Raw genomic sequence first — 19,510 nt, 5'->3', positions numbered from 1 at the left:
AATGTCATATAATACAAAAACATTTTTTTAAGCCTAAAACTTTACTAAAAAATACTTTAAATTACATTTAATTAATATTAACTACTTCCATATAAAAAAAACGTATACTTACTTTAACTCAAAAAAAATTGAAAATAAACACAATTATAATAGAAAGCATGAAATACAGCTTTAAAAAATCGAAAACTTTTAAATAACATGTCTTATTATTAAATCTTTAACTTTTTATCGCGAAAAGCTTTCATAATATAAAAGGTTAGAAATGAAAAAATATTTAATAGAAATGAAAAACTTGTTTAAAATAATTGCCCCTATTATGTTAGCACAAATATCACAAATTAGTATCGGATTAGTGAACAATACTGTAGTACAATCTCTAAGTGACACTGACATCGCTGCTATTTCAATCGGAATATCAATTTGGTATCCAATCATTTTGTTTGGGCATGGATTACTATCATCTTTAGTACCTGCAATATCATATATGAATGGTTCAGGTAAAAAACATGAAATTCACAATCAAGTTATAAATGCATACTGGATAGCAACGATAATTGCAATAATAATTATGATAATTCTTTGGAATTCTCACTATATTATCAATATAACAAACAACGTTAATCCGGTAATAGAACAGAAAAGTATTAGTTATATCAGAACGTTGCTATGGAGTACTCCAGGCTATCTCTACTTCCAAGTAATACAAAATCAATGTGAAGGATTGTCCAAACCTAAACCAGCTATGATAGTAGGAATAATAGGACTTATTTCAAACATAACAATAAACTATTTATTAGTACAAAAACAAATACTACTACCTCATTTTAAACATCTAGGATGTGCTCTCTCTACAATAATAATATATTGGTTCATGTTTTTATTAATGAAAAAAATAACTAAAAACAGTTTTTCAACTTTAAAAAAAAATTGCATAAAAAACTATACATATTTACCCAACTTGAAAATTATTAAAAATTTATCAAAAATAGGACTGCCAATTGCCTTATCATTATTTTTCGAAGTTTCATTATTTACTCTAATAACATTATTAATAGCATCTTTAAATATTAATCAAATCATAGCACATCAAATTGTTTTGAATGTTAGTTCATTTATCTTTGTTCTTCCACTCTCAATAGGAACAGCAGCCAGTATTCGAATTGGGTTCTACTTAGGTAAAAATAACTCAAAAAAAATCTCTACTATTGTTATATCATCACAAACTATAGGACTAATTTTATCTACTATAATATCAATAATTATTTTTATATTTTGTAACGATATAATTTCTTTATATTCCAAAAACACAAATATTATAAAAAAAACAAAAGAAATAATGCTAATCGCAGCAGCATATCAAACTTTTGATTTTTTTCAAATTATAGGAAACGGAATTTTAAGAAGTTATCAAGATACTCGTATGATCTTTATAATTACATGTATATCTTACTGGATTCTAGGTTTTCCTATCGGATACTTGTTAGCATTAACCGACACTATCATACCAAGAATAGGAGCAACAGGCTTTTGGATTGGAATCTTTATTTCACTAGTTGCATCATCAATGATGACTTTTTATAGAATATTATCTCTTTGTACTATATCGAAAATATGTAAAAATTAGTGTTTTAATAAAAATTTATATTGCAAATAAAAAAAACTAAATATAATATTAGTTTATATATTTTTTTGTGTCTGTAACTCAGTTGGTAGAGTGCCACCACGACAAGGTGGAAGTCAGTGGTTCAAATCCACTCAGACACATAAATTTTTAAAATAGTTAATTTTAAAATTTTGAAAAAATTAAATCCTAATGATCGAAACATATATAAAAAAAACAAAAAATCTTTCGTTTTTACTGTCATATAGCGGAGGTTTAGATTCAACTTTTTTATTTTTTAAACTATTAAGAATAAAAGACAATAATCCAAAATTAAAGTTCCGAGCAATCCACATCAACCATCAATTAAACAAAAATTCGGGAAAATGGAGTAAACATTGTTATGACGTGTGTAAAAAGCACAACATTCCATTAATAATTAAAAAAATAAAAGTAAAAGAAAATAAAATAGGAATAGAAGCGTCTGCTCGATTAGAACGTTATAAAAAAATATATGAACAAGTATTCCAAAAAGAGATAATTTTAACAGCACATAACTTGAACGATCAGTGTGAAACTTTCTTATTAGCTTTAAAAAGAGGAAGTGGAATAACAGGATTAAGCGGAATACCATATGAAAGCAAATTATTCGGAAAACAACTTATTGTAAGACCACTATTAAAAACACCACGATCAAAAATCGAGAATTGGATAAAAAAAAATAATGTGAACTGGATAGAAGATGAAAGTAATTACGATGTTAAACATGATAGAAATTTCATAAGACATAAAATTTTACCACTTCTTACAAAAAGATGGCCAAGTTTTATAAAAAATTGTGCAAAAAGTTCTTTTATTTTAAAAAAAGAAAAAAAAATTCTAGATCCTATTTTAAAAAATAATCTTGATAAATATCTTATATTAAGCTCAATCTTAGATATTGAAAACTTTGAAAAATTACTTCCGGACACCATATACTCTTTGTTAAGAACGTGGATAAAATCAAACAGTTATATAATTCCCTCACATAAAGTTGTAAAAAAAATATACTATGAAATAATCTTATCCAAAAAAGATTCTAAAGCAAAGATTAAAATCGGAGATTACGAAGTAAAACGATATAAAAGTAATTTGCATTTAATAAAAATTATTCCTTGCATAAAAAATTTGATTATCATGTGGTACAAACCCATGATTAGTTTAAAACTACCTCATAATTTAGGATGTATTACACAAAATAAATTTGGAACTATACTCCCTTTGCCAAAACCAAATGAACTAATCAACATCCGTTTTCAAACATCTGGGAAAATTTTAATTCAAGGAAACTCGATGCGAAAACCTATTAAGAAAATATGGCAAGATCACGGAATTGCTCCATGGAACCGAAATAAAATTCCTTTACTATTTTATAACAATGAATTAATAAGCGCGTTAGGAGTTTTTGTCGTGTCTAAAAAAAAATGTCATACAAATATAAAAGAATGGAAACTGTCTTGGATACAAAACAAATACTAAAAAATTCGAAAACAAAAATATAAATTTTCTTATAAAATTAAGCAAAATATTTTAAAAAATTACAATACTCTTTATCTAATATTTAAAAAGTCTAATTGAGATCTTTTAATTTTTTTATACAATGGTTTAAAAATAGAAATTTTATGATCTAAAAGTGGAATATAAATACTATTCCAAGTTAACTTTGAATTTAAAAAAAATTCAACTTTTTTAGCTAAATCAGGCATAACAGATTTTAACCATATGATTAATATCCTAAAAAAATTTATACCTGTCGTACACACGTTATGAAGATTATCGCGATCATTAATGTTCTTTGCCATAACCCAAGGCTTCTTTTCATCAATATAACTATTAGCAATATTTGCAAATTTCATAATAAGAAGATTTGCTGAACTAAATTCGCATTTTTCTAAAAAGAATTCTATTTTTTTAGTACTATTTACAAAAGAATCATATAAAATTTGATTATCAAGATTTTTAGACAAATAACAATTAAAATAAAAAGATATAAAACGTGAAATTCTAGATGCTAAATTAACTATTTTATTAACAACGTTGGTATTAAATTGTTGTATAAAAATGTCACTGTTGACTTCAATATCTTGTACTTTTGACGAAATTTTAGTAAAATAATAATATCTTAAACTATCCGAATCTAAGTTTTTAAACCAATTATCTGCTGATATCATTAATCCTTTAGATTTAGAAATTTTAGAACCATTAATAGTAACATGTCCATGGACAAAAATCTTCGTAGGCTTTCGAAAACCACTACCTTCTAATATAGCTGGCCAAAATAAACTATGAAAATACACTATATCTTTTCCAATAAAATGATATAGTTCATGTTTCGAATCTGCATTCCAAAATTCATCAAACACTAAACTATCTTTTTTATCGCACAAATTTTTAAATGTACTTATATATCCAACAGGAGCATCTAACCAAACATAAAAATATTTGTCTGAAAAACCAGGAATGTTAAAACCAAAATACGGACCATCTCTAGAAATATCCCATTCTTTTAATCCATGTATAAACCACTCCATAACTTTGTTAACAATAGAATTTTCTAATACTCCAGAAGAAATCCAAGATTTTAACATGGGGCTAAAATGAGGAAGATCAAAGAAAAAATGTAATGAATCTCTTAAAACTGGTTGTATTCCCGATAAAACAGATTTTGGACTAACTAATTCGGTAGAAGAATATGTTCTCCCACATTTTTCACAATGATCACCATATTGCTCTTCAGAAAAACAAACGGGACATAAACCCCTTACAAAACGATCTGGCAAGAACATATTTTCTTTACGATCAAAAAATTGAGATATTACTTTTGTTTTAATTAATCCTTTATCTTTCAAACAATTATATATCTTTTTTAAAAAAAAATTATTTTCTGGACTATGTGTAGAATAATAATTGTCATAACTTATATTAAAGTTTAAAAAATCTTTAACATGTTCTTTATAAATAGAAATTATAAACTTTTCAGGATCTTTTTTAAGTTTCTTTGACTGTAACATAATGGGAGTACCATGTGCATCATCCGCACAAATAAACCATACTTCATAGCCTCGCATTTTTTTGTAACGAACCCAAATATCGGCTTGGATGTGCTCTAAAATATGTCCAATATGAATTGGTCCATTAGCATACGGAAAAGCACAAGTGACTAAGATCTTTTTTTTCATAAAATAAAATTATATATTATTTTTTAAGATTTAATATTTAATATTTAATAACATAGAAACATTATATTAGCTACGTTTTATTGAAAATAAATGTTTTAAAAAAATAAAAAATTATGTATCTAAATTATATTAAAAAATGATTTTCCGTTAATATTTAATCTTTTAAATAGAACAATTTCATAGTTTTTAAAAAAATTATAAAAGTGAATAAATAACGTTTCCATGTAATATATTTATATTTATATAAAAAATTCATAATAATACAAAAAGATTTAAATACAAACAAGTTATACAATATAATTATTTTTTAATCCTCGTATATCTTACTTAATATTACTTCGTTTTGGCCTAAATACTTAGAATTTCTTCTAGTATTATATGGTCTTAACGATGGACTAGATAATGTTTCAAAACTGAGAGCCCCTATCAACATCCCTGGGCATAATGACAATGTAACGTTACTAGAATTAAAAAACTCCAATACAATGTTACCATTCCAACCTGGATCTATACGCTGTGAAGTAGCATGAATCATCAATCCTAATCGTGCTAAAGAAGAACGTCCATCTATCCATCCTACTAAATTATTCGGCATAATAATTTTTTCAAAAGTCATTGCTAATACTAAAGACTGAGGTCTCAAAAAAAACTTATCACTATCTGATAAAACTTTTTTTTTATTCATTATTTTTTTTAACATCATAGATGTATAATGTTTAGATTTACTTAAATCAATGTATCTGTTCCTATTTGTTCGAAAAGTATAAAATTGATTACCTAAACGCACGTCAACAGTCACTCCATGAATTAACTCAGTACTCGGAGAAGGAATAATAAACAATTTTTTTTTTTAACCATAATTCAATGTCTTTATCACTTAATATCATTTTAAATAATCCTATAATATATTTTGAAAACATAAAAAAATAAAAAATATTTAAATAAAATATTTCACTTTATATAGCGATTCAATTTTTATTTCTTATTTAAAGTGCTAAAAAAATAAAAATCTCAAAACATATAATTTTTTAAAAAAGATATATAATCTTTCGAAATATTACGCTAAAATTATAATAAATTTTAGAATCGTCTTAATTAAAATTAATGTACAAACATAAATTATTACAAATCATAATATGAAACATTATAATTTTAAAAATATTATTCATTCCAAGAAGTGTGAAAGTACTTAGAATTATCAATACGCTTGTACGTATGCGCTCCAAAATAATCTCTTTGAGCCTGAATTAGATTCGCAGGTAAAAAAGAAGTTCTATAACAATCAAAATACGAAATTGCAGAAGACAATGCAGGTACTGGAATTCCAAGCTTTACAGCAATAGAAACTACACGTCGCAACGAATTTTGATAGTTATTTGCAATGTCTGAAAAATAAGATGTCAATAATAAATTAACAATATTTTTATTTCTCAAATATTCTTGACTTATATTTTTTAAAAGCTTTGCTCTAATAATACATCCAGATTGAAATATTCTAGCTATCTCTGAATATTGAAACTTCCAATTATACTTTTTAGAAGCACTATTTAATTGAGAAAATCCCTGAGAATAGGAAATTACCTTGCCCAAATATAAAGCTTGTCTAATTTGTTCAACTAAATCTAATTTATCATTTGATATACTATGATACTTAGGTCCAAACAATAACTTTGATGCTAACAAGCGTTGTGATTTTAAAGACGATAAATATCGGAAAAAAACTGATGCAGTAATCAAAGTTAGAGGTTCATTAAGGTCTAACGCACTTTTTGTAGCCCACTTTCCTGTACCTTTATTGCTAGCTTCATCTAAAATATAATCTAATATGCAATTTCCAATATTGTCTTTTTTAACTAAAATGTCTACAGTAATTGAAAGTAAATAACTATTTAATTCTCCTTGATTCCATTTCGAAAATATATCAGACAATTCTTTATTACTCATATTGAATAAATGTTTCATCAAAAAGTAAGATTCTGCTATTAATTGCATGTCGCCATATTCGATACCATTATGAACCATTTTAACATAATGTCCTGATCCATCTGTTCCAATATAACTTACACACGGTTGTCCTTCAAATTTTGCAGAGATTTTTTCAAATAAAGGGGCAATAAAATCATAAACTTCTTTTTGACCTCCAGGCATAATAGAAGGACCATATAACGCACCTTTTTCACCTCCTGAAATTCCTGCACCTATCAAATTCAATCCATCTTTGAACAATTCATTATTTCGACGAATAGTGTCTTTATAAAAAGTATTCCCACCATCAATAATAATGTCTCCTTTTTTCAAAAATTTTTTCATAGACAAAATTACTTTATCAATAGCTAATCCTGATTTTATCATTAAAAAAATACATCTAGGTGTTTTTAAAGATCTAACAAAATCTTCAATAGAAAAAAACGGAAATATGTTTTTATAAGTATTATTTGTAATAAATCTTTTAGTAATTTCAGGTGAACGATTAAACACTGAAACAGTGTACTTGTTACGTGCTATATTTAAAGCTAAATTACGACCCATAACTGCCATTCCTAAAACACCAACCTGATTTTTTGTCATTTTTCTATTCCTAACTTTAAAAACATTAAGTTAAATACAAAAAATAATATATTTGATAGTTAAAAAAACTATATATTAAAAAACTTATCTAATCTAAACAATCGTTATAATTTTTTCTCTCTTTTAAATTAGTAATAATCGATGAAAAATCTAGATCACAGTGATGTAGCAACACTAAAAAGTGATACATTAAATCGGAAGCTTCTTCGATCAATTCTTTTCTATCTTTTTTTATAGCAGCAATTACTGTTTCTATTGCTTCTTCACCAACTTTTTGAGATATTCTATTTATTCCCATACTATGTAAACGAGAAGTATAAGAAGCATTAGAAAAGTTTACTTTTTTAGATTCTAACAATTTTTCGAAATGATAAAAAAAAGTTAAATTTGACTGAACTGATTTAAAACAATTAGAATAATTTAAATGACATGTATTACCTTCTGAAATTACTAAAATTAATAATACATCTTTGTCACAATCAAGAAACATGTTTACAACTTTTAGATAGTTTCCAGATGTTTCTCCTTTTGTCCATAGTCTCTTTTTTGTACGTGAATAAAAAGTAACATAATTTTTCTTTTGTGTTTCTTTAAAAGCACTTTTATCCATAAATCCATGCATTAGAACTTCATTTGAAATACTGTGCTGTATTATAACAGGAAGCATATTATTAACTTTTTTCCAATCTATGTTATCAACATCTATTATTTTCAGCATTTTCTAATATTTATACCTTTCATAATTAAAAAATTTTTAAGTTCTTTTATATTTATTTCACGTTTATGAAATACAGAAGCAGCTAACGCACCGTCTACTTCAGACTCATAAAAAACATCATAAAAATGATTCAGTGTTCCCGCACCTCCAGAAGCAATTAATGGAACGTAACATTCTTTTCTAATCATTTTTAATTGTTTTATATCATATCCGTTTCGCATACCATCTTGATTCATAACATTTAATACAATTTCTCCTGCACCTAATTTTTGTACTTCTTTTACCCAATCCAAAGTACACCATTTCGTTTTGATCATTTTTTTTTCATTTCCAGTATATTGACATACTTGGTAACTATTACTCGCCGCATCAAACCATGAATCTATTCCTACTACTACACACTGTGTACCAAAATTCTCAGAAATTCGGCTAATTAAATATGGATCTGACAATGCTGGAGAATTAATAGAAATCTTATCTGCGCCAAAAGATAAAATACTTTTGACATCATTGAGAGTTTTAATTCCTCCTGCAACACAAAACGGAATATTGATTACTTCTGCTATTTTTGTAATCCACTTTTTGTCTAATAACACATTATTAGAAGATGCTTCTATATCATAGAATACTAATTCATCAGCTCCCTGACTAGTATAATATTGTGCTAATGGAACTATATCTCCTACAATCGCATGATCTTTAAACTGTTGTCCCTTAACTACTAATCCTAATCGTACATCTAGACATGGAATTATACGCTTTGCCAACATTTGATAGCCTCTGTTAAACTAAACTTCTTTTCCAGTAAAGCTCTGCCAATAATTACACTATGCACTCCAGACTTTTTAATAGATATTATATTTTTTAAAGATCCTATTCCACCAGAAGACTGAAAATTAATATGACTAAATGAACTAGAAAGATACTTATACAAATCAATGTTAGGACCTAATAAAGTTCCATCTTTAGATGTATCAGTACATAAAACATGTTTTAATCCTGATAAAGAAAATTTATCAATTAATTGTTCTATACTAATTCCAGAAGATTTTTTCCATGCATCAATTACCACTTCATTGTATGAATTGTTTGAAATTTTTAAGTCTAGCGCCAATACAATACGTTCGCCTCCATATTTTTCTAACCAACTTTTAACTCTTTCTGGAGTATGTATAGCTGAAGATCCAATTACTACTCTCTTTGCACCTAACGACATTAACAATTCTATATCTTTATTGTCTCTTATTCCACCGCCTATCTGAAATTCAAAATTAGAATCAGAAATTAGGGACTTAATAATATCAATTTGTTTATTATAAGGATTTAAAGCTCCATCAAGGTCAACCAAATGCATAATAGAAGCACCTTGTGAATAATAACTTAATAAAATATCTTGTATGCAATATTTATAAAAGGTTTTAAAATTATATTTTCCCTTATACAATCTTACAATCTTTCCACCAATCAAATCTATAGATGGTATAATCAATATTATATCTCCAAAAAATTTTTTAAAAGTATTAAACCTAATTCTCCGGATTTCTCTGGATGAAATTGCACTCCAAAAAAATTATCTTTATTTACAGCGGCGCTAAAACAAATATTGTACGCTGTTTTTGCTATAGTATATTCATTAACATGCACAACATAACTGTGCAAAAAGTAAAACTTGCTATTGTTCTTAATGCCATTAAATAATATATTGTTTTTACATACTTCTACGTTATTCCATCCGTTATGAGGAACTGGGAATTTTTCAGACTTTAAAGCACAAACAGGAAAATTAATAATATCTAGCGTATGCATTCCTTGAGATTCTTCACTATACGAACCTAAAAGTTGCATTCCCAGACAAATTCCTAAAAACGGCTGTTGAACATCTTTAATAATATTTAACAAGTTTAGTTTCTTTAACGCATGCATAGCTGAATGTGCCGTTCCTACACCTGGAAAAAATATTTTTTTAGATCTTAATATTTCTCTTCTAGAAGTACTAATTACCGGATTGTACCCTAATCTATGAATAGCATATTTTACAGAAGATAAATTAGCACAACCAGTATTTATAATAACAACACTCATTATAATGTTCCTTTAGAACTAGGTAAAATTGATCCACTAACATGAATAGCCTGTCTGAGAGATCGCCCAAAAGCTTTGAATAAACTTTCAGCACGATGATGATCATTCTCACCTGTGCTTTTTAAATGCAAAGTGGCTTTCATAGAAAAAGCAAGAGATCTAAAAAAATGTTCTATCATTTCTGTACTCATATCTCCTAAATATTGAAATTTAAAACGAGATTCAAATTTTAGAAAAGGACGACCAGAAATATCTAACAAGCAATATCCAACACTTTCATCCATTGGTAACATAAAACCAAATCTATTTAATCCTATTTTTCTACCTAATGCTTTATTTAACGCTTTCCCTAAAACTATTCCGACATCTTCTACTGTATGATGATCATCTACACCAATATCTCCGTCAGAAACTATTTTAACTTTTATATTGCTATGAAAAGCTATTTGATCCAGCATATGATTAAAGAAACATAATTTAGTGTCAATAAAATTATTTCCTGTTTGATCTAACCATGTTTCTATCTTAATGCGAGTTTCTCTCGTGTTTCTTACAATACAAGAATATCTTTCATCTTTTGTTAATTTAACTTTAATAGCATCCCATGTATACCCATGTTTCCCATACTTTAAACCGGATAATCCCATATTTTTTGCTAATTCCATATCCGAGTTACGATCTCCAATAACATAACTACTTCTTTTATTTAATTTATTATCACATAACCAGCGTTTTACCATTCCAGTTTTCGGCTTACGACAATTACAATTGTCTGTTTCTATATGTGGACAGATTAAAATGTCTTCGAATGTTATACCTTGAGATAAAAATACACTTATCATAAACTGATGCGGAATAGAAAAGTTAGACAATGGAAAATTCTTTGAACCTAATCCATCTTGATTTGTGACCATAACAAAGGTATAACCAAAATTTTTAAGCTCAACTAGAGTAGAAATTACATTTTTTTCAAAAACCAATTTGTTTATATTATCAATTTGAAAATTATTAGAAGGTTCTGAAATTAACGTTCCATCACGATCAATAAATAAAATATTATTATTCATATAACTTCCTTAATTAACATATAAACAATCAATTTTTCGAATAGCATGAATAACTTTTAAACATTCTTGACTAGTTCCTATAGATATTCTTATGCAATTTTTTAAGTTTATTTTTTTGCTTTGATCTCTAACAATGATTCCTTGATTTGATAACTCATGAAATACTTTGTTAGAATTACGAAAACGAACTAAAACATAATTTGATGCGCTGTAAAATATATGATCTATACAGTTTGATATTAATTTTAATTCATTTATAAGCCAACAACGATTTAAAATCAAACTAAAAACTCTATCTTGCATTTTACTTATATTTATATTACTTAAAAATTGAATAGCTATACTAGAAGTAGGAGTAGAAATAGGATAAGGATTTATAACCTTTAATAAAAATTTTATCACGCTGAAATTTGCTAAAACAAATCCGCAACGCAACCCTGCGAGAGAAAATGCTTTAGATAACGTACGTAATACTACTAAATTAGAATATTGACTTATCAAATTTACTAAGCTATTCATTGGAGAAAATTCAATATATGCTTCATCAATTATAACCAATGATTTTCCATAAGTCATTTTTAATAAAGCTAATACATCTCTAAAATTTATTAAACTTCCTGTAGGATTATTAGGATTACATAAATAAATCAATTTAAAATTATTAATACACTTTTTGATTACTTTAAGATCTAACTGCCAAGAATGATTTAATAATGGAATTTGGAGACATTCAACACCCATAATATTTGCGCTAACATTGTACATATCGTAAGTAGGAGGACAAAAAACAATTCTATCACATTGAGGTTCACAGAAAGTTTTTATTAATAATTCAATAGCTTCATCAGAACCACGTGTTATTAATATATTTTTTTTATCAAGTCCTATGTAAGAAGAATAACGTAACAATAATTCTCTAGGTTGACATTCTGGATAACGATTTAAAAATATGTTTTCTAATTTTAATCGATTAAAAGTAGGACATTCGTTCGCATTTAACCATATATCTCCTTTTCCCCCTATTGTTCTCGCCGATTGATATGGCTGCAATTCCTGTATATTTTTCCGAACTAATTGTTTGATATTCATTTTTTAATCTCATTTAAACATGAAGATAATCTAATCGTAATTGAGTTTCTATGAGCGTCTAACTGTTCTATTTTTGACAAAGATATAATAGTAGAAGAAATGTCTTGAAGTCCCTTTTTATTCAATTTTTGAACCGTAATTCTTTTTTGAAAATCAATAAGACTTAACCCAGAATATACATTAGAACTACCATAAGTTGGCAAAACATGATTAGTCCCAGTAGCATAATCACCTCCAGCTACAGGAGACCAACGACCTAAAAAGATAGATCCAGCATTCAAAACATATTTCAAAAAATGCTGCGAATTTTCACATTGAATCATTAAATGTTCAGGAGCATAACGATTAGATATATCAAAACATTCTAGTAAATCTTTTGAAATTATTATCTTGCTATTTTTAAGAGATTGCATGATAATTTCATATCTTGATAAATTTTTTATTTGTTCACGAATTTTTTTTAAAACAGATTTTCCTAAGTTAATATCATATGTTACTAACATTACCTGAGAATTTATATCATGTTCTGATTGAGATAGTAAATCAGATGCAATAAATTCAGGATTAGCTTTAGAATCTGCAATGATCAAAACTTCAGACGGTCCAGCAAGAATGTCAATTCCAATATCATATGAAGATTGGTTTATTTGCAATTTTGCTTCTGTTACATATGCATTTCCTGGACCAAAAATTTTATTAACTTTTGGAATTGTTTCAGTACCACAACCTAAAGCTGCTATCGCTTGAGCACCGCCAATTTGGAAAACATCTTTAATTTCACATATTTTACAAGCGTATAAGATCTCATTCATAATAGGAGGCGGGGAACACAGCATAATTCTTTTACATCCTGCGATATTAGCTGGAATGGCTAACATTAATACAGTAGATAACAGAGGAGCTGAACCATTTGGAATATACAATCCAATAGATTCAATAGGGCGTATTATTTGTTGACAATAAATATTGTCTTGAACTTTTAAATTAAACGATCCCACATTCTGTTTAGAATGAAATTTTTTAATATTTTTAAAAGCTACTTCAACAGCAAGTTTTAATTCTTTGCTAACATGTAGATGCGAACTAACAATATCTTCTTCACTCACTCGAATATTTTTCAAATTAATATTATCAAAAACATTTGTATAATTATATAATGCTCGATCACCGAAAGATTTAACGTTGGAAATGATTTCTTTTACTTTATTTCGAATAAGAAAGCGATTGCTTATAATAGGTCGGGACAATATTTTTTCTTTCTTTTCATAACTACACTTATTCCAATAAATTACTTCTAAAATATTATGCATACAATTACTCCATCATTTTTTCAATCGGTAATACTAAAATAGAACTAGCTCCTAGCAATTTTAGTTTCTCCATAGTCTCCCAAAACAACGTTTCGCTGCTAACCATATGCATAGCTACTCGAGTATTATCTCCAGCTAACTTTAAAATAGTAGGACGTTCGGCACCATGTAATAACTGCACTACTTCTTCTAATCTTTTAATAGGCGCATGCAGCATAATATATTTCGACTCTCTAGCTTTAATAACTCCTTGAATACGTGTTAATAATGTATTAAGAACGTTTCTTTTTTCAGAAGAAATATCACCAACTTTGCAAATTAAACAAGCTTTAGATCGAAATATTACTTGAACTTCTCGTAACCCATTAGCTTCTAAAGTTGCTCCAGTGGAAACTAAATCACATATAGCATCAGACAATCCTGCGCGAGGAGCAACTTCTACTGATCCATTTAACATACAAGATTTAAATGTAATATTATTTTTATCAAAATATTTTTTTAGTAAATGCGGATAAGACGTAGCTATTCTAGAATTATTTAAACAAGAAATATCTTTGTACGTTTTATCTAAAGGTATTGCTAAAGACAAACGACAGGTTCCAAAATCTAAACGTTTCAATTTTATGTAGTCTATGTTATCAGATCGCAATTGTCGGCTGAGAACTTCTTCTTCTAAAACATTTTCTCCAATGATTCCTACATCTACAATACCGTCCATAATTAATCCAGGTATATCATCGTCACGAACACATATGATATCTATTGGCATATTTTCAGAAAAAGCAATTAATTTCTTTTTATATAAATTAATTTTAATACCACAACGAGCAAGCAAATCTTTCGAATCATTACTTAATCTTCCAGTTTTTTGCATGACTATCCGCAATCGATTATTATGAATCATGTTTAGTCCTTTCACAAATTTATAATATACTTATATGCTTGAAATACATAAATTTATTCTCACAATTTATTATAAACGTTTATAAAAACTGTTTTAAATGTAACTTATTTATATTATAGCAAAATAAAATAAATAATTTTAAAAACTTTTCTTCTAAAATTTGTTTATTGAACATTTAAAATTATAAAAATATATATTCTTATTAACATAGTAACGTTTAAGAAACATCCTCAAAAGAAATTATAAGAATGTTAAATTTATATATATATTAAAGTACAATTTTATGAATATTTATACATAATTCTAAAACAGTTTCAAAAAAAATTAAAAATTTAGTAACTTCGCATAAATTTTATTAAAAATACTTTTATAAACATGCAAAATATTTTAGAAAAATTTTGTTTAACATAAAATATTCAAAAATATTTTTTAAAAATTAACAGTTTTAAAATACATAAATGTTACATTTCTTATATTTTTAATAAATGTAAAATTTCTATAAAGTTAAATTTAAGTCTTTCAAGAACATCTCATGAAAATTAATCAATTTTGATATCAATTAAAATAAGAATTGCAGCATCGCTTCCAAACATTTTAGGTGCTTGGTGGAAAGCTATGATATCAGGATGTTTTGACAACCATAAAGGTATTTGCTGTTTTAGAATATTTTTACCATGTCCACAAATAACGTTAGCGCAAAAAAATTTTTCTTTGTAACAAATATAAATCAATTCACCTAACTTTCTTTTCGCTTGATACTGAGTTAAACCATGTAAATCTAAAATAATATCTGGATTATATACACCTATTTTAAGTTTTTTTAACTCATGAGAATAACTACTGTTCCGAATATAGCAAATTGGATTAGTATTTACTAAAGTTCTAGATTTATTACAAGAAAAATAATGACAATGAGCGTCTTTTTCAAAAGCATTTTTTTTAAACTTTATATTTTTTTTATGCTTATAATACCTAGAATGAAAAATAGTATCTTGTTCTATTTTCCGAACGTTACTAAATTTCTTATAAAACAAACCTATTTCCTCAGAAAATAACAATTTTTTCTTATTCATTTTTATAAATTACCGTTTTAATAAGTTTCTATAATTTCAACTAAGCATTTAACTTGAAGTAAAAATTTTAGAAAACTTTTGTACTATTATTAACTTTTAAAAATTTAAAAATTATGAAAATACACAATTTTACAATGTTACAATAAAATTAGAAAAATTATTTATAATATTTTCAATGATTATTTTACAAATAAAAAACATATTTTTTGTAAAATTGATATACTTTAAAATATATTTAAACTAATATTTTCAAGAAAAAATTTTCTATTATATCTCAATTTTAATGTCTCTATTATAAACTATCATCAAAGTACTAAGGAAATACAATGTCTGGAAATACTATCGGAAAACTTTTTCAAGTGACAACATTTGGTGAATCCCATGGATTATCATTAGGATGTATTATTGATGGAACGCCACCAGGAATGAAAATTACAGAACTTGATTTACAAAAAGAACTAGACAGACGACGTCCTGGAAAATCTAAATATACTACTCCACGCTCTGAACTAGATCGCGTAATTATATTATCTGGAACTTTTCAAGGTATCACAACAGGAACTAGTATTGGACTAATTACACATAATACTGATCAAAGACCAAATGACTATACAAACATACAAACTTTGTTTAGACCAGGACATGCAGATTATACTTATCAAAAAAAATATGGAATTCGAGATCCAAGAGGTGGTGGAAGATCGTCTGCACGCGAAACAGTCATGCGAGTTGCTGCTGGAGCTATAGCAAAAAAGTATCTCTATTTGAATTATGGAATTCTCATTCGTGGATATTTAGAACAAATTGGAAATATTTTTTGTAAACTAGAAACTTGGGACGAAGTTGAAAAAAATCCATTTTTCTGTCCAGACGTTACCAAACTGTCTAAGATAGAAAAACTCATAAGAACTTTAAAAAAAGAAGGAGATTCTATCGGAGCTAAAATTGTAATAATAGCTGAAAAAGTTCCTATAGGATTAGGAGAACCTGTATTTGATAGATTGGATGCTGATTTAGCACATGGATTAATGAGTATAAACGCTGTTAAAGGTGTAGAAATTGGAGATGGATTTTCAGTTATTAATCAAAAAGGAAGTCAAAACCGCGACGAAATGACAAAAAATGGTTTTTCTAGTAATCACTCAGGAGGAATACTAGGTGGAATAAGCAACGGAGAAAAAATTGTTGCAAAAATAGCATTAAAACCAACGTCTAGTATTAAAAAAGTTGGAAAAACTATTGACCACGATGGAAAAGAAAATGACATTATTACTTTGGGAAGACATGACCCTTGCGTAGGATTGAGAGCTGTTCCAATAGCAGAATCTATGATGGCTATAACAATCATGGATCACTTATTAAGATACAGAGCACAATGTGGAAAGTTATAATTAAAATATCAAAAAATAAAAAATAACTTTTAAATCTGAGAAATACTTTTAAAAAACTAAATAATATCATAAAATTCTTTAAAAAACTTTAAAAAGATGAAACTATACTCAATAAAAAGTTAATCACTTTGTTTGAAATATATGTAGTAAAATATCTATCAAACATACTACAAATAATTTATTTATAAGAGAAACAAACAATGTTTAAAGGAAGCATAGTTGCACTCATAACACCAATGGACAAAAGAGGCAACATTTGCCAAAATAGTTTAAAAAAACTAATACAATATCATATTACAAGCGGAACAAAAGCAATTGTGTCTGTTGGAACAACTGGAGAATCAGCAACTTTAAGCCAAGAAGAACACATCGAAGTAGTCATGCTTTCAGTGAAAATGTCTAAGAAAAGAATTCCAATTATAGCCGGAACAGGATCAAATGCAACATCAGAAGCTATCCTTCTAACTAAAAAATTTAAATCATCAGGAGTATCCGCATGCTTAACGGTAACTCCTTACTATAATAGACCTACGCAAAAAGGATTATACGAACATTTCAAAGCCATTGCAAAGAACACAGATTTACCCCAAATTCTGTATAATGTGCCTATAAGAACTGGATGTGATTTAATGCCTAAAACAATCGTTAAACTCTCTAAATTTCATAACATTATAGGCGTAAAAGAAGCAACAGGAGATTTATCTAGAGTCCAAAAGATCAAAAGACTAGTACACGAAAATTTTTTATTAATTAGTGGAGATGATGCTACAGCATTAGACTTCATGCAATTAGGCGGTCAAGGAGTAATATCAGTTACTGCTAATATAGCGGCACAAGAAATGACTAAAATATGCAATTTTGCTTTAAGTAACGATTTTGAATCTGCCAGAATATTAAATGATAATTTAATGTCATTACATCATAACCTATTTAAAGAACCAAATCCTATTCCTGTAAAATGGATAGCAAAAAAGATGGGTTTAATTAAAACAGATACTCTACGTCTACCATTAACTCCTATTTCACGAAAAGTGCGTTTAATTTTAGAAAAGTCTTTAAAAGTTTTTAATATTCCTTAAACATAAAATATTTTATTTAAAATATTACTAAAGAATACAATATATAGTTAAAAGACAAAAATTTAAAAAAATACCTAAATATATTTACTTCGTATCAATAATACATTTAACATTAATATAATATAAAATAATTCAAACATATGAGTCATAAAAATAGCAGAAAGATAACAAAACTGATAGAAAATCTAAAAACAGGGTATTAAAGAATCGATGCTCTGTTATTTCAAACATTGCGAACTTAACATACATTTTCAAAATGCATGTTTCTTATATATCAATTTATAGTAATAACTTTTCAATAATGCATTCATATATTTCGCTTAATAATTTTAAATCTGAAACTTTTGTACATTCATTTAATTGATGTATAGTTTTATTAACAAGTCCCAGCTCTAGTATTTGAGAACCCATTCTATAAACGAAACGTCCATCAGACGTACCTCCGGTAGTTAATAACTTAGGAGAAATTCCACACTTTTTAATAATAATGTCTTTAACTACATCTATTAATAATCCAGATTTAGTAATAAATGGAGTGCCAGATAACTCCCAATCTATTTTATATTTTAAACCAAAATCTATCAGCAATTTTTCAATTCTTTTTTTAATGCTACATGAAGTAATAACGTTACTAAATCGCAAATTAAACTTAACCAATAGTCTGTCTGGTGTCATATTATTACATCCAATTCCAGATTGAATTTCATATATTTGCAAGCTAGTAGGGGGGAAAAATTTATTACCATTGTCCCAATTAATAGATACTAAATTTGAAAGAAAAGGTAATACTTCGTGAATAGGATTATCAGATAAACGTGCATATGCAATGTGACCTTGTACCCCATAAATATACAAACATGCGGTTAAAGAACCACGTCTACCATTTTTTATAACATCTCCTAACAACGCAACACTAGATGGTTCTCCTACTACACAATATTCAATGTTTTCTTTCCTCAACATTAAATTTTTAACTATTCTCTTTGTACCATTTATTGCTTTTGATTCTTCATCAGAAGTAATTAAAAAAGCAATTCTTCCAGAATGATTAGGATATTTCATAACAAAATTTTCAACAGCAATAATCATAGCTGAAAGCGCACCTTTCATATCAGCCGAACCACGACCGAATAAATATCCATCATGTACAACAGGAAAAAACGGAGGAAACTTCCAGCCATTTTCATCCCCCGGATGAACAACATCAGTATGTCCTGCAAAAGCTAACGTAGTTCCACTTCCTTTATAAGCCCAAATATTATTTATATCACGATAATTCATTTGTTCTATAGAAAATCCTATTTTAATCAATCGATCTAGTATTATCTTTTGACATCCTAAGTCTAATGGACTAATTGAAGGAATCGAAATAAGTTGTTTAGCTAATCGTATTACTGGACACATTACTAAC

16 protein-coding genes, 1 tRNA gene and 1 pseudogene are annotated in these 19,510 nt (G+C 27.2%); 5 read left to right on the top strand and 13 right to left on the bottom strand.

The genetic code is table 11. The features are described 5' to 3' along the window. Positions 1-262: 262 nt before the first annotated feature. The 3 genes from XW81_RS00535 to tilS all read left to right on the top strand — a co-directional run bounded on the left by XW81_RS00535 (position 263) and on the right by tilS (position 3,118). The gene (locus tag XW81_RS00535) at positions 263-1,624 is read left to right on the top strand and encodes an MATE family efflux transporter (RefSeq protein ID WP_075473904.1); all 1,362 of its coding nucleotides are present in this window, start codon (positions 263-265) and stop codon (positions 1,622-1,624) included. A gap of 67 nt (positions 1,625-1,691) precedes the next feature. Then, positions 1,692-1,764, top strand: a tRNA-Val gene (locus XW81_RS00530). A 49-nt stretch (positions 1,765-1,813) separates the two neighbouring features. After that, positions 1,814-3,118, top strand: coding sequence for a tRNA lysidine(34) synthetase TilS (gene tilS, locus XW81_RS00525; protein ID WP_075473902.1), 1,305 nt, complete (start codon positions 1,814-1,816; stop codon positions 3,116-3,118). A 71-nt stretch (positions 3,119-3,189) separates the two neighbouring features. Here the strand turns inward: tilS and metG are convergent, their stop codons facing one another. From metG to smrB, 12 genes and pseudogenes are all read right to left on the bottom strand, one after another. Then, positions 3,190-4,818, bottom strand: coding sequence for a methionine--tRNA ligase (gene metG, locus XW81_RS00520; protein ID WP_075473900.1), 1,629 nt, complete (start codon positions 4,816-4,818; stop codon positions 3,190-3,192). 307 nt (positions 4,819-5,125) lie between these two features. After that, positions 5,126-5,705 (bottom strand): annotated as a pseudogene (dcd, locus tag XW81_RS00515) (dCTP deaminase). A 274-nt stretch (positions 5,706-5,979) separates the two neighbouring features. After that, a complete protein-coding gene (gndA, locus tag XW81_RS00510) occupies positions 5,980-7,386 on the bottom strand; it encodes an NADP-dependent phosphogluconate dehydrogenase (protein WP_075473898.1) in 1,407 nt (468 codons plus the stop codon). 88 nt (positions 7,387-7,474) lie between these two features. Continuing rightward, positions 7,475-8,104: a bifunctional phosphoribosyl-AMP cyclohydrolase/phosphoribosyl-ATP diphosphatase HisIE gene (hisIE, locus tag XW81_RS00505; protein ID WP_075473896.1), complete on the bottom strand. Its 630-nt coding sequence runs from the start codon at positions 8,102-8,104 to the stop codon at positions 7,475-7,477. Next, positions 8,098-8,874, bottom strand: a complete 777-nt coding sequence (gene hisF / locus XW81_RS00500) for an imidazole glycerol phosphate synthase subunit HisF (RefSeq protein ID WP_075473894.1) — start codon at positions 8,872-8,874, stop codon at positions 8,098-8,100. Before hisF ends, hisIE begins: the two co-directional genes overlap by 7 nt. Further along, on the bottom strand, positions 8,856-9,593 hold the full coding sequence (gene hisA, locus XW81_RS00495) for a 1-(5-phosphoribosyl)-5-[(5-phosphoribosylamino)methylideneamino]imidazole-4-carboxamide isomerase (RefSeq protein WP_075473892.1): 738 nt from the start codon (positions 9,591-9,593) through the stop codon (positions 8,856-8,858). Before hisA ends, hisF begins: the two co-directional genes overlap by 19 nt. Before the next feature lie 2 nt (positions 9,594-9,595). Continuing rightward, positions 9,596-10,186, bottom strand: a complete 591-nt coding sequence (gene hisH, locus XW81_RS00490) for an imidazole glycerol phosphate synthase subunit HisH (RefSeq protein WP_075473890.1) — start codon at positions 10,184-10,186, stop codon at positions 9,596-9,598. Next, positions 10,186-11,253 (bottom strand): bifunctional histidinol-phosphatase/imidazoleglycerol-phosphate dehydratase HisB, encoded by a 1,068-nt coding sequence (hisB, locus tag XW81_RS00485; protein ID WP_075473888.1) that lies wholly within the window; start codon positions 11,251-11,253, stop codon positions 10,186-10,188. The genes hisH and hisB overlap by 1 nt, the downstream gene beginning before the upstream one ends. 9 nt (positions 11,254-11,262) lie before the next feature. Next, the gene (gene hisC / locus XW81_RS00480) at positions 11,263-12,342 is read right to left on the bottom strand and encodes a histidinol-phosphate transaminase (protein WP_075473886.1); all 1,080 of its coding nucleotides are present in this window, start codon (positions 12,340-12,342) and stop codon (positions 11,263-11,265) included. Beyond that, a complete protein-coding gene (hisD, locus tag XW81_RS00475) occupies positions 12,339-13,652 on the bottom strand; it encodes a histidinol dehydrogenase (protein WP_075473883.1) in 1,314 nt (437 codons plus the stop codon). The genes hisC and hisD overlap by 4 nt, the downstream gene beginning before the upstream one ends. A 4-nt stretch (positions 13,653-13,656) precedes the next feature. Further along, positions 13,657-14,556, bottom strand: coding sequence for an ATP phosphoribosyltransferase (gene hisG / locus XW81_RS00470; protein ID WP_075473881.1), 900 nt, complete (start codon positions 14,554-14,556; stop codon positions 13,657-13,659). Positions 14,557-15,095: 539 nt separating this feature from the next. Continuing rightward, complete coding sequence (smrB, locus tag XW81_RS00465; RefSeq protein ID WP_075473879.1) at positions 15,096-15,629, bottom strand: endonuclease SmrB; 534 nt, start codon at positions 15,627-15,629, stop codon at positions 15,096-15,098. A 326-nt stretch (positions 15,630-15,955) separates the two neighbouring features. Between smrB and aroC the strand changes: the two genes are divergently transcribed. After that, positions 15,956-17,020, top strand: a complete 1,065-nt coding sequence (aroC, locus tag XW81_RS00460; RefSeq protein ID WP_075473877.1) for a chorismate synthase — start codon at positions 15,956-15,958, stop codon at positions 17,018-17,020. A 200-nt stretch (positions 17,021-17,220) separates the two neighbouring features. Further along, the gene (gene dapA / locus XW81_RS00455; RefSeq protein WP_075473875.1) at positions 17,221-18,099 is read left to right on the top strand and encodes a 4-hydroxy-tetrahydrodipicolinate synthase; all 879 of its coding nucleotides are present in this window, start codon (positions 17,221-17,223) and stop codon (positions 18,097-18,099) included. Positions 18,100-18,378: 279 nt separating this feature from the next. Here dapA and dapE read toward each other — a convergent pair whose 3' ends face one another. After that, entirely contained in the window at positions 18,379-19,503 is a 1,125-nt protein-coding gene (gene dapE, locus XW81_RS00450; protein ID WP_416377903.1) for a succinyl-diaminopimelate desuccinylase, read from the bottom strand. Positions 19,504-19,510: the final 7 nt, after the last annotated feature.

Source organism: Buchnera aphidicola (Schlechtendalia chinensis), assembly GCF_001648115.1.
Taxonomy (GTDB): Bacteria; Pseudomonadota; Gammaproteobacteria; order Enterobacterales; family Enterobacteriaceae; genus Buchnera_B; species Buchnera_B aphidicola_N.
The sequence above is the reverse complement of the archived record's forward strand: the minus strand, read 5'-3'. Positions and strand labels throughout refer to the sequence as shown.